The organism is Cohnella zeiphila, from assembly GCF_014212055.1.
GTDB lineage: Bacteria > Bacillota > Bacilli > Paenibacillales > Paenibacillaceae > Cohnella > Cohnella zeiphila.
In genome coordinates, this window is the sequence record NZ_JACJVO010000056.1 from 64,017 (window position 1) to 79,498 (window position 15,482).

The 15,482-nt window shown below is 59.5% G+C and carries 12 protein-coding genes; all 12 read right to left on the bottom strand.

Annotation, left to right across the window (positions count from 1 at the left end):
* Positions 1-9: 9 nt before the first annotated feature.
* The gene (locus tag H7C18_RS33315) at positions 10-690 is read right to left on the bottom strand and encodes an aspartate/glutamate racemase family protein (protein ID WP_185133450.1); all 681 of its coding nucleotides are present in this window, start codon (positions 688-690) and stop codon (positions 10-12) included.
* Between the two features lie 184 nt (positions 691-874).
* Entirely contained in the window at positions 875-2,212 is a 1,338-nt protein-coding gene (locus tag H7C18_RS33320; RefSeq protein WP_185133451.1) for a sedoheptulokinase, read from the bottom strand.
* 55 nt (positions 2,213-2,267) lie between these two features.
* A complete protein-coding gene (locus tag H7C18_RS33325) occupies positions 2,268-4,301 on the bottom strand; it encodes a hypothetical protein (RefSeq protein WP_185133452.1) in 2,034 nt (677 codons plus the stop codon).
* A gap of 28 nt (positions 4,302-4,329) precedes the next feature.
* On the bottom strand, positions 4,330-5,601 hold the full coding sequence (locus H7C18_RS33330) for an amidohydrolase family protein (RefSeq protein ID WP_185133453.1): 1,272 nt from the start codon (positions 5,599-5,601) through the stop codon (positions 4,330-4,332).
* 69 nt (positions 5,602-5,670) lie between these two features.
* The gene (locus H7C18_RS33335) at positions 5,671-7,023 is read right to left on the bottom strand and encodes an ABC transporter substrate-binding protein (RefSeq protein ID WP_185133454.1); all 1,353 of its coding nucleotides are present in this window, start codon (positions 7,021-7,023) and stop codon (positions 5,671-5,673) included.
* Positions 7,024-7,138: 115 nt separating this feature from the next.
* The gene (locus H7C18_RS33340) at positions 7,139-7,960 is read right to left on the bottom strand and encodes a carbohydrate ABC transporter permease (protein WP_185133455.1); all 822 of its coding nucleotides are present in this window, start codon (positions 7,958-7,960) and stop codon (positions 7,139-7,141) included.
* A gap of 13 nt (positions 7,961-7,973) precedes the next feature.
* A complete protein-coding gene (locus H7C18_RS33345; protein ID WP_185133456.1) occupies positions 7,974-8,846 on the bottom strand; it encodes a carbohydrate ABC transporter permease in 873 nt (290 codons plus the stop codon).
* A 4-nt stretch (positions 8,847-8,850) separates the two neighbouring features.
* Complete coding sequence (locus tag H7C18_RS33350) at positions 8,851-9,867, bottom strand: LacI family DNA-binding transcriptional regulator (RefSeq protein WP_185133457.1); 1,017 nt, start codon at positions 9,865-9,867, stop codon at positions 8,851-8,853.
* Positions 9,868-10,244: 377 nt separating this feature from the next.
* Positions 10,245-11,666: a HAMP domain-containing sensor histidine kinase gene (locus H7C18_RS33355; protein ID WP_185133458.1), complete on the bottom strand. Its 1,422-nt coding sequence runs from the start codon at positions 11,664-11,666 to the stop codon at positions 10,245-10,247.
* A gap of 3 nt (positions 11,667-11,669) precedes the next feature.
* Complete coding sequence (locus tag H7C18_RS33360) at positions 11,670-12,383, bottom strand: response regulator transcription factor (protein ID WP_337914050.1); 714 nt, start codon at positions 12,381-12,383, stop codon at positions 11,670-11,672.
* Between the two features lie 41 nt (positions 12,384-12,424).
* The gene (gene ccsA, locus H7C18_RS33365) at positions 12,425-13,684 is read right to left on the bottom strand and encodes a cytochrome c biogenesis protein CcsA (RefSeq protein WP_185133459.1); all 1,260 of its coding nucleotides are present in this window, start codon (positions 13,682-13,684) and stop codon (positions 12,425-12,427) included.
* Positions 13,681-15,366 carry a cytochrome c biogenesis protein ResB gene (gene resB, locus H7C18_RS33370; protein WP_185133460.1) on the bottom strand — a complete coding sequence of 562 codons (1,686 nt, stop codon included), beginning with the start codon at positions 15,364-15,366 and terminating at the stop codon, positions 13,681-13,683. Before resB ends, ccsA begins: the two co-directional genes overlap by 4 nt.
* Positions 15,367-15,482: the final 116 nt, after the last annotated feature.

Consider the following 15,482-nt stretch of genomic DNA (forward strand, 5'->3'; position numbering starts at 1 on the left):
TGAGTTGCGTTATTTCGTCTCCAACACTTGCTTCACCCGGTCCATGCCGAGACCGGGACTCGTCAGGAACTTCCGCCGTTCCTCCGGCTCAAAACGATCCAGCACCCGCGCCATGGACGCCTGCGCCAGCACGACGACGTCGGTACGCTCCGCAAGCAGGCGCAGCGTCTCGGCCAATTCCCGGTCGTGGCCTTCCTTGTCGCCGGCCATCAGCAGTTTATAGGCCGAAGCGGCCACCACCGGCTCCAGCAAGGCCGTACGCCCGGCTTGCTCCGCTTTGGCGCGAAGCAGCCGCTGCGTCGGCTGCAGCGTCGTCTCCAGCGTGGCGGCGACGCCGATCCGGGCGGCCGAACGGACCGCGTGCTCGGCCATCGCCTCGTCGATGCGCACGATCGGCACCCCAATGCCCGGCTGAACCCGTGCGCACAGCTCGCCGATCGACGAGCAGGCGTTCAGGATGCAGTCCGCGCCGAGCCGTTCCGCAATCGCCGCATATTGGCTCCACCGCTCGCGGACGGCTTCCACGCGTCCGCCGTTGGCGGCCAGCTCCGGCAGGATCGAATCGTCGACCAGATTGAAGATTTCGACGTTCGGAATTCGCTCCAGCGCCAGCGATTTGAGCGGCTCGACCGTCACCGGCGTCGTGTGAATGATCGCCAGCTTCGGCTTGGCCGCGGTTCCCTCTACCATAAGACTCGCTCCCTTCGAAGGCTAAGCGGGCTTCGTTCTCTCTGACCAAGTTAGTGTCGAAATGCAATAACTCGCGTCAATTCGCAGCCTCGCTCGCCAAGTTAGTGCCGAAACGCAATAACTCGCAGCATCTCGAAGCACCGCATTCCCGCTCCTGCCGCCAGGATGCTTATCTCTCCCGCGTTCACCGCGGAAGCAAGCCCGCTCCCGCCGCGGCGCGTTTGGCCGCGCCGAACGCGGCTTCTTCCTCCACGGCGGCGAGTCGCAGCGGCAGGCCCAGCCACTCCCGGAGCAGCCGCTGCAGCACCGGATTGCGGCGCATGCCGTTGCCGGCTCCTATTGCCGACTCGAGCTTCGCCCGGAGCGGTTCCGGCAGCAGCCGGAAGTACTCCGTCAGCTCGTCGGCCATGCCGGCGAGCACGCCCGCGGCGAAATGGCCCGGCGTGAACGTTTGCGGGCTCAGTCCCGCCACGCCGCCCAACGCGGACGGATCGCGCCGCGAGCCGTAGAACCGCGTATCGAACGCGAGCGGCTCGATTCCTTCCGTCAGCGCTTGCCCGGCCATTTCGTTCATCCGCCCGTAAAAATCGCGATCGCCGGCCTCTGCGCCGAAAGCCCGGCACGTCTCCTGGAAAAACCGTTTCAGCAGCGCGTACGACTTGCCGCCGCTCAGTGGAGCGCCGACAAGCAAATAGCCGCCGCCGGGAAACGGCCGCGTCTCCAGCCCCGCAACTTTCTCGCAGCGATCGGTATAAACCGAAATTTGCGAGCCCGTTCCGACGTTGACGAGCAGCGATCCTTCCGGCCGGGAGACGGCGCCGAGGAAGCTCGCCTGATTGTCTCCGATGGCGCAGACGACCGTTTTGCCGTCCGGCGTCCGGCCGATCGCGCCGCCGTCGCGAACGACTCTCGGCAGCAGGGAGCTGTCCATGCCGGCAGCCTCCACGGCCTTTCTCTCGAAATCGAGCTGCTCCAAAGAGAACAAGCCGAAGCCGGCCGCGTTGGACGGATCGATCGCCGGTTCGCTCAAGCCGCACAGCTTCATGGCCACGTAATCGCCGATCGTGCAAAAAGACGCCGCATCGGAGGGAACCAACCCGTTTCGCGCGTTGTAAAAGTGCGTCACCAGCCCGTATCCGCTGTGGAGCTTTCGGCCCGCGATCGCCCCGAGGCGTTCGGCGTACGTGATCTCTCCGTCCGGCATTCGCCGATCGCCTCTGCCGTCTTGCCATGTATACAGCGGACTTACGCCGCTGCCGCGGCGGTCGACGTACAGAATTCCGTGCATCTGGCAGGAGACGCAGACAGCCGCGGCCGCCTCCCATTCCCGCGAACATTCCCGCAGCTGTTCTCTCACGATCTCCAGAATCCGCTCCGGATCCTGCAGCCGTTCCCATGGATGCGCTCCGGATAATTCGGCGTCGTTGTCTCGCGATACGACGCGGACGGTCTCTCCGGCCGCCGCATCCGCAAAGAGGACGCAAACGGAAGTCGTGCCGATGTCGATCCCCACAGTCAGCATGGTCGTTCTCCTCCAGTTCCCATCGAGATGGAACGCCTTTTCCGGTCGCCGTCCTTTACAGCCCGAGTTCTTCGGCGTATGGAGCCGACTCTTGGGCGGCGTACAGAACGAGCCCGATGCACCAGGCATGGGACAGCGTCAGCATCATGCCTTTCGGCTGGAAGCAGTTCGTATTGTAAAACCGCTCCGTCACCATGCCCTTGTAGGCGTTGAAGTCGCCGTCCTCGCGCGCGATAAACTGCAGGAAGCAGGCGATATGATCGCGGGTGCGATCGAGATAGTAACGGTCTCCGGTATACTTCCAGAGCCGAAGCATTTCCGGCACGCAGAATAGGCCGTAATTGTGCAGGTGCTGGTTGGACGTCGAGGCCTGATCGGCTCCCCGCGAGCGGAAATCGTACTGCGCCAGCAGCGAATGCCGCGGGAAACGAAGGTTGTACGTCCACCGGAACGTCATCATCCAATCGGCCGCGCTCGAGGCAAGGGCAAGCCATTCGGGACGCTTGTCGAATTCGTACAAATGCACGTAAGCGACGACGGCGTTATAAGCGTCCTCCGACGTCGGCGTGAGATGTACGTCCTCGGGCGCTCCGTAAATGTACTCGTCTTTCACGAATCGCTCATAATAGGAGCCGGCTTGGACCGCCGCCGCGGAGAACGACGGTTCGCCCAGCAGCGCGGCGCCTTCGAGCAGCGCGGCGATCCATAGAACGCCGCCCGCGCCGTCCCATTCCTCGACTTCACCGGTCTCGCAATGGTAATAGGAGCCGAAATTGCCGTCTTCCCGCTGATGCGAGACCGCGAACGTCAGATTGGAACGTACCGCCTTCTCCCATTCGGGATGCGAAACGCCGCGTTCCCGCTCAAAGGCGACTGCGCGCGTCATGAACAGCGTCGCTTCCGCGATCGTACGCGCCTGCAGCCACTTCGCGTTCGGATTCCAGCCGGCGGTCCAGCCTTTGCCCGCGATCCAAGACGCCCAGAAAACGCCGCTCGGCGACAAGCCCGAAGCGATTTTGTCCAGCACGCGGGTGCCGGCTTCGACATAGGCGGGCGTCTCTTTCCGCCGCCCGTAGGCGAGCAGCGCATAAGCGTACGGCGCTCCGCTGACCCAACCGACGTGCATATGGGGACGGTCGCCCATCCCTTTCACGTTGTTGTTGAACTCCCGGTCGAACGCAGCCGTCTCGTTCAGAATTCCTTCCGCTTCATTATAATGCCAAGTATACAGACCGTGGGCCGTTAACTCGGCCGCTTCCGCCAGCCCCATCCAGGGCCGAAGCGAATGCTCTTCGGCATGAAGCCCATACATCCGGCGTACGAACGGATCGTACGCGTGCGGATCGGCCGGCGCGGCGTAAACTTTCAGCTCGAGCGTCACGCGCTGTCCCGGCTCGAACCGGTAGGTCGTCACATCGGCCGGCGCGACGGGCGACGGATCGCCGACGAACGTCACCGGCTCCTCCCGGTACGGGAAGTTGAGCCAGATTCGCGTCCCTTCCGGATTGCCCCGGAACCCGAGACCGCTTAAGCCCAACGGCGACGTCTCGTCCGTGCATAGCGCGCCGCACAGCCCGTCGTTCCAGGCGAATACCGCCGGCAGCGCCGCCCGGTCGGCGCGGAACGACCAAGCGTCCGACACCATCTGCTCGGGATCCCCGCCGTTGTAATCGTATCGGGGGTAACGCCGTAAGTTTTTCTCGAACCGGTTTTCCTTGTAAAACGCGCCGGGAATCATCCAGTCCGGACGTCCCGAACCGATCAGCCCGCATCCGAACGTCAAGCCGTAATCCGCCGGCTCGTCGCCCCGGTATGCGAGTTCAAGCGTCACATCGTAGCCGACGCAGCCGTCCGCGAACGGAACCCAGCGGGCTTCCGCCTCGAACGGACCGGAAGCTCCGGACGTCCGCAAGCCGCCTTCGCCCTCTTGCGCCGCCTCTCGGATCGGCACCCGAACGATGAGCCCGTTCGCCGGGCTCCAGGCTTCAAACAAGCGATCGAAGCTCATGTAAGCTTCGGCCGCTTCCGGGCCCGGCGCGAAAACGCGCAGTTCATAGCCGCTGCCGCCTTCTACCGTTTTCCATGCCATCCTTCGCACCTCTAACGTTCTTTTTCGATTATCTTTTCGGAAAATCCTTCGGATCCAGCTTGTACAAATCGATCAGGTTGTCCCGGAAAATCCGGTCGGCGAACGTCAAAGCTTCCTTCTCGGTGAGCGCGCCTTCCTGCACCTTCTCGGTCAAGACGTCGGCCACCAGGTTGCGGGTCAGCTTCAAATGCGCATACGTTCCTTCGATATGATTGTAATCCCCGCCGAAGCCCTGAATCTTGGTCTGCGGCACCATCTCGATCATCTGATGCAGAATCTGCTTGCCCGCCGTCGGGGAAATCACGTAAATCCAGGTGAAATCGGCATAGACGTTCGGGTAGTTCTTGACGATGCTCAGATATTGGCTGTGATAAGGGAACCCGCAGTGCAGCAGCACGAAGTCGGCTTCCTCGTATTCGGCCAGCAGCGGGAGCAGCAGCGCGACGTTCGAATGGGGGAGGATGTTGCCGTTCGACGATACGCTCGTCTCATGATGGCCGGTATGAATTTGAATCGGCAGCTCATAAGCGATCGACCGCTGAATGATGAAATGAATCAAATAATCCTGCAGGGGAACCGTCTCCAGCTGCGACAGCCCGTCCTCGAGCGTGCAGCCCATCAGCCGGTTGAAGACGGCCTCCGCTTCCTGGAAGGTCGGCTTGGAGCAGGCGAGCGACCGCCAATAGGCGTGCCCGAGCTTCGTCGCGACCATTCCTTCCCGCTTGTATCTATGCAGTAAGGCATCCACGGCGTCCAGGTAGCCCGACAGCGAATGGGCGTTCATCCCGGCGTTGTTCAAAACCTCGCGGATATCCTTCCATGTTCGCAATTTAAACGTAAAATCCAGAAATAGAATCGGACGGAACCGCTCGTATCCGAGGTTCGTCGTCTGAATGAGCGTGAACGCCAGATCGATTCCCGATTTGTCGCTAAGTACCTTCTCATACCAATCCGGATCGTGCGTCGCCGCCTTCACCTTCTCGTTTACGTCCAGAATGCCCTGCACGGTCCAATCGTCAAAGCCGTACAAATCTTTCATCGCCGTACGGAGCATCCGCGCATAAGTCGTGTTGCTTGTTCGTTCCCAATATTTCAGAAATACGGTAGCTTTCTCCTCGTCACTGATCCCCCTGCCGCTTAGCGCTCCGCGTTCCATGCCGGCCGTGATCATATCCGAATCCAAATAATGCATCAACCGGAAAAAGTCATGGTTCTCTCTTTGTCTGATTTGAGGCGTCGCCAGATGCTCGTGCCCGTCAATGATCCGCAAACGGTTCAAATAGTCGTGAATGGTGCTCATCTCGCTGATCTCCCTCCAAAAGGGACGACTGCTTCCAAGGCAGAAGCAGTCGCGCCTCTTACATCTCTCTTAGTCGACTTTCAACTCGGGGAACGTGTTCTTGACTTCTTTCTTGAAGCTTGCGACGACATCGTCGTAGCTCTTGTTGTTGGTGACGCCGTCCGACGCCACTTTTCTCCACGTGCTGAGAATGTCTTCGCCGTATTTGTCGGGCTTCGTCGCCGGAATGCTCTTCACCATGTCATAGAACGGCTGCAGCACGTTTTGGTCGCCGGTGAAGGCGTTCTTGTACGTCGTCATATTGGCTTCGAACACTTTGCTGGTGCCCGGCATGTTCCCGGTCGTATCCAGGTTGTATTTCTGCCATTCTTCGCTTGCGGCGAATTTGATGAATTCGTAGGCCAAATCTTTGTTTTTGGACTTGTCGTAGATCGCGTGGTACGTGCCGCCGCTGTAATAGCCGTCCGGCGTTTTGGCGACGCCGTACTTGCCTTTGGCCTTGTCGTCCTTGTTGTCGATCATGAAGCCGGCCCAAGCGGGCATCGCGGTAAGCACGACGCTGCCGTCGTTCAAGGCGTTGCCCCAACCGGCGGACATGAACGCCAGCTTCGCGTCGACGTTGTTTTGACGGATTTTGAGCTGCGTCTCATAGATGTCTTTCCACTTCGGATCGATGTTCAGCTTGCCGTCCTGTACCCAAGGCTGGGTGTTGTAGGCTTCGATATCGAACAGATCGCCGGCGTTTTCCATCAGATGCTCTTTGCCGCCGCTGTCCTGCGCCACTTTCTTGCCGAGCTCGATGATCTTGTCCCAGCTGCTGACCATGTCGCTGATTTGATCCGGGTCGTCCGTGCCCAAATATTTCTTCGCGGTGTCCTTCAGGTACCAGAAGCCGCCCGGGGACGACGTGTCGGCGATCGCGCGCAGCTTGTCGTCGGACGATCTGCCCAGCGCCTGCACATAAGGAATGTAGTCCTTGACGAGATCTTCGGCGCCCATCGACGACAGGTCGGCCAAATACTTCGAATCGATGAACTTGCCGATGTAGCCTCTCTCGAGGTCGAGAATATCCGGCGCTTCCTTGCCGGTTTGCAGCGCGGACATCAGCTTCGTCTGGTATTGATCGCCCGGGAAAATTTGGACGTCGACCTTGACGCCCGGATTTTTGGCCATGAATTGCTCGGCCAATCCTTTGACTCCGTCGAAGTACGTCCAGAGAACCAGGTTGCCTTCCAGCGGCTTCGAGGCGTCGGTGCCGCTTGCGCTCGGGCTGGCGCCGGCGCTGCTGGCGGGCGAGCTCGGCGCGCTGCCGCTCGCCGAGGGCGACGCGTTGCCGCCGTTGTTGTTGCTGCCGCAAGCCGCGAGCATGCCGGCGGCCAGTACGGTGGTCATCGATAAGCCAAGCCATTTTTTCGTTTTCAAAACGATTCTCCCCTTTTGCAAATGATGACTAGCAAACCTTTCTGATAATCCTCAGCCGCGTATCCAAGAACGTTGTCCAGGCATCACCTCTTTCAAGGAGTCGGCCATCCGGCGATCAGCCCTTGACCGCGCCGGCCGCCACGCCGTTGATGATCCGCTTCGACATGAAGGCGAAGAATACCAGGATCGGCACGACCGAGATCACGATCCCGACGTATTGGGCGCCGAAATCGGACGTGAACTGCGACTTCAGGCTGGCGATCATGACGGGCAGCGTCTGCAGGTTGTTGTCGAACAGGATGATCATCGGGGTCAGGAAGTCGTTCCATTTGCCGATGAAGGAGAAGATGGCAAGCGTTGCAAGCGCGGGCGTCATGATCGGCAGCACCAGGCGGTTGAAGATTTGGAATTCGCCGTAGCCGTCGATCCGGCCCGACTCGAGAATTTCCGTCGGCACCGAAGAATCGGCGTACTGCCGCATCAGGAAGATGCCGAAAGCGTTATGGATCGCCGGCAGGATGAGCGGCCAGTAGGTGTTCAGCATGTTCAGCGATTCCATCAGCTTGAAGAAGCCGATGATCCCCAGCTGGCCCGGAATCATCATCGTGCCGAGCACGAACATGAACAACCCGTTGCGAAGCCGGAAGTTAAATTTCGAGAAGCCGTAGCCGGCCAGTGCGGCGAAGTATACGTTGATGGCCGTGGCGACGACCGCGATGAACACCGTGTTGGCGAAACCGCGCCAGATGTTCACGCTTTCCTTGAGCCGCGAATAGTTCTCCATGAACTGATCGCCGGGTATCAGCAGCAGCTTGCGCGCGATATCCGAGTTCGTATGCGTCGAGGTAATGATCATGCTGTAGAAGGGAAGCAGACAAGTCACCGCGACCGCGATCATAAACAGGTACAGAATCCCTCGCGTAATGTATTTCGACATTCGGTTAGCCCCCCTATTCCTTCGTCCTGGTGATTCTTGCGGTCAGGGCCGTAAAGAACATGACGATCACGAAGATTCCGTAAGCGACCGCAGCGCCGTAGCTGTAGTCGTAGTTCTTGAACGCCATCTCGTACAGGTACATGACCATCGTCCGCACCGAATTGCCGGGTCCGTCCCCGAGCATAAGGGGCGCGTCGAAGAGCTGCAGGCCGCCGATGACGGAGGTGATGAACACGAACAGGATGACCTGACGGATCATCGGCAGCGTAATGTAACGCGCGACCTGAGGCTTCGTCGCTCCGTCGATCTCCGCGGCCTCGTATACTTCGTTCGGAATCGACTGCAAGCCGGCGATCAGAATGATCATGTTCATGCCGAAGTATTGCCAGACGATGACGCCGGAAGCGATCGTGCGGGACCACCACGGGCTGTTGAACCAGTTGATCGGATCGTGGATCAGTCCGATATCCATGAGCAGCTTGTTGACGCTGCCCGTCTGCCAATCGAACATCAGGCTGAAGATGACGCCCAGCGTGACGGCCGTCACCATATGCGGGAAGAAGTAGACCGCCCGGAAAAAGTGCTTGCCCCGGATAAACTTCTCGTTCAGGATGAGCGCGAGCAGCAGCGAGATGATGAGCTGCGGAACGTTGGACATGACCCAGATGATCATCGTGTTCCCGATCGTCTGGTAGAAGAAGCTGTCGTGCAGAAGCCGCGTGTAATTGGCGATTCCGACATAGACGGGATCGGTGAAGCCGTCCCACTTCATGAAGCTCAAATACAGCGTGTACAGGATCGGAGCCAGGCCGAATACGGCAAATCCGATGAAGAAAGGCGCTACGAAAAAGTAGCCGTAATAGGACTTGTTGATTTTCGAACCCATGGTGTCACCTCGTTGGCGGGCGCTGCCCGCAGGAGTCGCGAATGATAAGTCTCGGCTTCAGAAGGATTTGTCCGATAGCGTTCGGATCCTCCGTGCCGTCTATTTTGTGAAACAGCCCTTCGGCTGCCTTGATGCCGATGTCGAGGAACGGTTGGCGCACCGTCGTCAGCGACGGATACACCCAGTCCGAAATGGTAATGTCGTCGTAGCCGACGATCGATAACTGCTTGGGAACGTTCAGTCCGTGTTCCTGGGCCGCCCGCAAAGCGCCGATCGCCGTTTCGTCGTTCGATGCGATCACGGCGGTGAACCCTTGGCGCGCGAGCAGCTGCCGCATCGCCTCGTAACCGCCTTGGTTGCTCCAGTTCGAGCGGACGGTCCACTCGGGATTGATCTCGATATTCAATACCCTCATGGCCTGCGAATAACCCTTGAACCGGTCCCGGTTCGCCGACAGATTGTCGGGGCCTGCGATATAGGCGATCTCGCGATGCCCCAAGCCATGCAGATAATGGACGATGTCGGCCGCGCCCGAGACGTGATCGACTTCCACCGACAGAATGTCGTCCCTCCCGCCGCTGTCGCCGATGAGCACGACCGGGTAAGGAGTCTCGCGAATCCGCTTCAGGTGCTCCGGCGCCCGCTTCCAGAAGCTCACCAGGATGACGCCGTCCACCTGGCCTTCGTAAAGCAGGTTCAAGAAAGAGATTTCATTGTCTGCATTGGAAGCCCAGCTGAAAAACATGCAGCTATAGCCTTTGCCGTTCGCAACCTGTTCTATCCCCCGAATAACGCCCGAATAGAAGATGTTGGAGATGTCGTCTACGACGACGGCGATCAGGTTCGTCCGGTTGAGCACGAGCCGCCGCGCGTTCGCGTTGCGATGAAAGTTCAGTTCTTCGATCGCTTTTTTGATCGCTTCCTCCGTCGGTTTTTTGACCTGCCGGCCGTTCAGGAATCGGGATACGGTGCTTTTGGACGTGCTTGCCAGTCTCGCGACGTCATGAATCGTCGGGCCCATTTCCAAACCTTCTTTTCCATGAATTATCGGCTCCCTCCGTTTGATCGGCGGATTTCGGGAACGTTCCCATTTTACAAAAAGCGGATATCGGACAATGCGGAAAACAGACACGTATAGTGGGAACGTTCCCAAAATGAATAAAAAGAAAAATTCGTCTTGCCTGCGACGTCTGAAATTTGCTTTCGGCAAACCTCTGCGGGGATTCACAAGATTGGGAACGTTCCCAAACGTCTGATAACGAATTCTATAGGCCTATAATAAGCGCTTGCAACAGCGGTGTCAACCCATAAACCAAAAGAAATCCAAGCCATTTGCATGAAAAAAGCGAGGGTCTGTCCCGGACCCTCGCTTCTCCCCCGCCGCATGCCGGCGGGATGTCATCGCTTCCCTGCGACCGGCAGCCCGATCGTAAACGTCGTGCCGCTGCCCGGCTCGCTGCTGACCGCGATGCTTCCGCCGTGGGCTTCCACCAGGTTTTTGACGATGGCCAGGCCGAGACCCGTGCCCCCGTTGTGCCCCCGCTTCCTCGCCTTGTCGGCTTTGTAGAACCGCTCGAAGATGTACGGCAGGTCTTCCTGCGGGATGCCCTGCCCCTCGTCCTCGACGACGAGCCGGATCTCGTCGCCCTTAGGCCCGGATAGCCGGTCCGCCAGCAGACGGATCGACGCTCCGGAAGGGGTATGGCGGATGGCGTTGTCCAACAGGTTGGTCAGCACCTGCTCCAGACGGTCTCCGTCCGCCGATTGAAGCACCAGGTCGGAGCGCTCGTCCGACCGGGACAGCGAAATGCCCCGTTCCTTCGTCAGCGCCGCGAACTTGCGGTACACCCTCGTCAGCAGCGCGTTCACGTCGAGCCGCTGGTAATTCATCTCCAGATGCCCGGCCTCCATGCGGGCCAGATCCAGCAAATCCTTGACAAGCCGCCCCATGCGCAGCGATTCGTCATGGATGACTTGCACGAGCTCCCGGCGCTCTTCCGGCGACGCTGCGATATCGTCGAGCAGCGCTTCGCTGTAGCCTTGAACCATCGACAGCGGCGTCCGGATCTCGTGCGAGACGTTCGCCACGAAATCCTTGCGCATCTTGTCGACGCGGAACTCTTCGGTGACGTCGCGAAGCACGGCCACCGCGCCGCGAATGCCGTCCGACGATACGAGCGGCGTCATGACGACCGAATAGACGCCGTTCTGCACATGGATCTTATTCGTCAGCTCCGTCCCGGTGCGAATGACGTCGCGATACGTCTCCAGCAGCGGAACGGGAACCTCTCCGTTCCTCTCCCCCTCGGGATCGTCCCATTCGGCCGCGTTCCACTGCTCGAGCAGGTGCTGGCCTTTCGGGTTCGTCAGAATGACGCCGCCTTCGGCGTTCAGCGAGATGACCGCGTCCGTCATGCTTCGAAGTACGCTGCTCAGGTGGTCGCGCTCGTGCTCGAGAATGCGGATCAGCGTATCGATCTCCGACGCCATCGAGTTGAACGTGTTCGCCAGCTCCCCGATCTCGTCGCTGGAGCGGATCGCCACCCGCGCCGTATAGTCGCCTTGGGCGATCTGGTCCGCCGCGTCCTTCATCTCCCGCAGCGGCTGCGTAATCTTGGTCAGCAGGAAAAACGCGAAAAAGGTTGTCAGCAAAAAGCCGACAGCCCCCGCGTAGACGAACAGATGCTTGATCTTGACCGCGTCGATGAACGCGATGTCGATGTATTGCAGCAGGAACAGTCCGATCGTCGAAATGACGACCGCGACCAGTCCGATGATGGTGAGCCACAGTTTGCCGACGACGGTTCTCCAGATGGCCATCGCTTACTTCGCCACCTCGAGCTTGTAGCCGACGCCCCACACGGTCGTGATCATGGAAGCCGCTTCGACCGAGACGCGGTTCAGCTTCTCGCGCAGCCGCTTCACATGGGTATCCACCGTGCGCAGGTCGCCGAAGAAGTCGTAGTTCCAGACGTCCTTCAGCAAATCTTCGCGCGAGAACACCTTGTCCGGCGAGCTCGCCAAATAGTGCAGCAGCTCGTACTCCTTCGGCGTCAGATTGACTTCCTGGCCGTCGGCGGTGACCCGGTGCGCGTCATGCTCGATGACCAGATGCGGGAATACGATGTTGCTGGCCGTCAGCTCTTTGGACAGGAACGCGGTCGCCGAGGAACGGCGCAGAATCGCTTTGATGCGGAAGATGACCTCGCGCGGACTGAACGGCTTGACGACGTAGTCGTCTGCCCCCACTTCGAACCCTTGGACGCGATTGACTTCTTCGCCCTTGGCGGTCAGCATGATGACCGGGGTCGCCTTGCTCTGGCGCAGGCGGGTGCACACTTCGATCCCGTCGATGCCGGGCAGCATCAAGTCGAGCACGATTAGGTCAAAATCGTGCTGGAGCGCGATCCGAAGCGCCGTCTCCCCGTCTTCGGCCTCTTCGATGACATATCCTTCTTTCTCCAAATACATGCGCAGCAGACGGCGGATTCTTTCTTCGTCGTCCACGACCAAGATCCGGTTGCCCAATTCGTTCACCTAGATCAGCCCTTTCTTAGTAGGCTGCGGCGTCCCGCCGCTTACACTCCGGCGTAGGAGTGCAAGCCGGCGATGACGAGGTTGACGCCGATCAGCGTAAACAGCACGACGATAAAGCCGATGACCGCGAGCCACGCGGAGCGCGTGCCGAGCCAGCCGCGGGACAGGCGCAAATGCAGGTAGGCGCTGTAGAACAGCCAGGTGATGAGCGCCCACACTTCCTTCGGATCCCAGCTCCAGAACCGGGACCACGCGATCTGCGCCCAGATCATCGCGAAGATGAGCGCGCCGAGCGTAAAGACCGGAAAGCCGATCGCGATGGCGCGATAGCTGATCTCGTCCAGGTCCTCCGGGTCGATGCCGTCAAGGTAAGGATGAAGGACCGCAGCGATCGGCTTGCGAAGGATGAGACGGATCAGACCGTACAGGATAAGGCCGGAGATGACCGACCAGAGGACCGTGTTCAGCTTGCGCCCGGCATTGACGCCGTTCATCCAATGGGGAGCCTCGAACAGCGGCTTGTCGATGCCGAGATACGGCGTCATCGACAGCTTCTCGCTGTTGTAAGGCGCGACGATCGGCGGCAGTCCGTAGGTGACCTTCTGAATGCTGGACTGCTCATTGCCCTGCTGATCGATGCTGAATTTCTCCTGCTGGAATTCGGCCGAATAGCCCCCGGCCCGGAAGGAGAATACGGAGACCAGGAAGCCGACGATGATGATGACGACGAACAGCACCGCTTCGACCCAGAACTGCTCGCGCTTGCCGAGCTTGTCCTTCCGCGAGAAGTCGACGACCCTAAGCAGCTGCACGAGCGCCGCCGCGAAGCCTACGGCGAAGAACGCTTCTCCGGAAGCCGCCGTCGTCACGTGAATCTTCAGCCAGTACGAATTGAGCGCCGGAATGAGCGGCTGCACTTCGGACGGAAATACCGAGGCGTAGGCGATAATAATGACGACCAGCGGCGTGGCGAACGCGCCGACAAGCGGATTGCGATAGATCAGGTTGACGACGATGAACGCGAACATGATGGCCATGCCGAGGAACGTCATGAACTCGTACATGTTGCTCGTCGGAATGTGGCCGCCGCCCTTCCATCGCGTCAGGAAGAACGTCAAATGGCCGAGCCAGCCGATGATGGCCAGCGCGAAGGCGATGCGGCTCCAGCGCTTCGTATGGGCCTCCACGTCGCGGTTGCTCCATCTCCGCCCCGCCACGGCGATCGCATATCCGATAAATGAAGCGCAATAAAGCGCGAATGCGAAAATAAACGCATTGCTGCTGATCGAGAGCCAATTCAACGTGTATTCCTCCTGTTATCGAGCGCCTTCGGTTCGACGGCGACGCCCGTCTTGTTCAAGGCCGCCGCCAGCTCGGCGCGAATGCCGTACGTGTTCTTGTTCGTATGGGCGCCCAGCGTCAGCTTGCCGTCTTCGATCCGCAGCCAGATCCGGCGGTGCTGCCAATAAAAGCCCATGATCAGCCCGATCATCGAGATGCCGGCTCCGACCCAGATGAAAGGCATGGCCCGGTCGACGCGGACGTTCAGAAACGTCGTGTATTGCGAGAACGAGACGTTCTCCATTTTCCCGACTTCGAACGTGAACCTGCCGCTGTTGCTTCCCGCCTTCTGCAAGCTCTGGTTGATCTGATTCTGAATCGTCTTGTCGTCTCCCGACGGCAGCGGGAAGTAGATGTACATCTCCCCGTCCTCGGACAAGCCCGGGCCGGTGACGATAAAGACGAAAGCCGGGTTGTTCGGATCCCGCGTCTTGGTCATGGGGCGGTTCTGGTCGTCCAATCCAAAATCGGGAAATACGTTGCTTAATTTCAGCGTATAAGGACCGGCCTCATAAGTCAATGGCGGATCGTTCATCGGCAGGTCGAACGGCCCGTACGACTTCCCGGTCCGCGAATCGACCAGCATCGGACGGACGGAGATCAGCCGGGCTTGCGGCTCGTAATTGTATTGATATAAATCCAGGCCGTGATAGGAAAGCGGGCTGTTCACTTCGATGTCGTGCTGCGCCACTTCCTTCAGCACCGGATCCTTGCCGGTCGTATCGTTGCAGTTCGCCGTGCACTCGTACAGCGTCGCTTCGGTCCGGTACAGCTTCGCCCGGTTCGTTCCCTTGAGCTCCGGCGGAAGTTCCTCGTCCTTGTAAAACTCGACGGTAAACTTGTCGTTCTTGACGAAATAGTTCGTATTCGGAATTTGCTTCGTCTGTCCTTCGTCCATGGACACATACTCGTCCAGATGCCAGGAAGGGATGCCCCGGGCAAGCACGGCGAGCAGGAAGATGATCAGTCCGATATGGTTGATATAAGGGCCCCAGCGGCTGAAGCGGTTTTTCTCCGCCAGCAGCGCCGTATCCTCGGCGGTCACGCGGTAGCGCTTACGCCTCAGCTGATTCGCGAACGACGAAGTCCAGGCGGCCGGTTCCTGTTCCAACTGGCCGATGTAGACCGTTTGCTGGCGCGTCAGGAACGCGTGATGCTTGCGGATCTGCTGCTTCGACAGCGCCCGGTACAGCGGCAGCACCCGGTCCAGGCTGCAGATGACCAGCGACGTGCCGATCATGGCGAGCAGGCCGACGAACCACCAAGATTCGTACGTCCGGGCCAGGCCGAGCGATTGGTAGATATAGCCCCATGTGCCGTATGTATCTTTGTAATACTGCGCCGGGTCGTCTAGGTTGATGAAAGTATCTTCCTGCGGAAAGATCGTGCCGACCGACGCTCCGATGAGCGTGATGACGATCAGCCAGACGGCGATTTTGACGGAAGAAAAGAAATTCCATACCCGATCCAGAAGATCGGGGTTCGCTTTCTGCGACCGGCGCGCGACGCCGTCGTATCTCATCTCCAGCGGACTGTCCAACGGCAAATCTTCGACGAGCGGCTTCCCGCAGGATTCGCAGAGAACCGTTCCCGTCGGATTCTGGTGTCCGCACTCGCATTTGGTGTTCTGAAACTGAAGCAACCGGTGATAACCTCCTCGCCGCAACCGTTATCGTCAGCCGCAACCGTTATCGTTAGCCGCAACCGTTATCGTCAGCCGAAGGCTGATGGATCGGTTGGCGGCCAGCCCGAAGGCTG

Excerpts from the sequence above, each read along its gene's own strand:
- H7C18_RS33315 (WP_185133450.1), bottom strand. The coding sequence starts at position 690 with ATGGTAGAGGGAACCGCGGCCAAGCCGAAGCTGGCGATCATTCACACG.
- H7C18_RS33320 (WP_185133451.1), bottom strand. The coding sequence starts at position 2,212 with ATGCTGACTGTGGGGATCGACATCGGCACGACTTCCGTTTGCGTCCTC.
- H7C18_RS33325 (WP_185133452.1), bottom strand. The coding sequence starts at position 4,301 with ATGGCATGGAAAACGGTAGAAGGCGGCAGCGGCTATGAACTGCGCGTT.
- H7C18_RS33330 (WP_185133453.1), bottom strand. The coding sequence starts at position 5,601 with ATGAGCACCATTCACGACTATTTGAACCGTTTGCGGATCATTGACGGG.
- H7C18_RS33340 (WP_185133455.1), bottom strand. The coding sequence starts at position 7,960 with ATGTCGAAATACATTACGCGAGGGATTCTGTACCTGTTTATGATCGCG.
- H7C18_RS33345 (WP_185133456.1), bottom strand. The coding sequence starts at position 8,846 with ATGGGTTCGAAAATCAACAAGTCCTATTACGGCTACTTTTTCGTAGCG.
- H7C18_RS33350 (WP_185133457.1), bottom strand. The coding sequence starts at position 9,867 with ATGGGCCCGACGATTCATGACGTCGCGAGACTGGCAAGCACGTCCAAA.
- H7C18_RS33355 (WP_185133458.1), bottom strand. The coding sequence starts at position 11,666 with ATGGCCATCTGGAGAACCGTCGTCGGCAAACTGTGGCTCACCATCATC.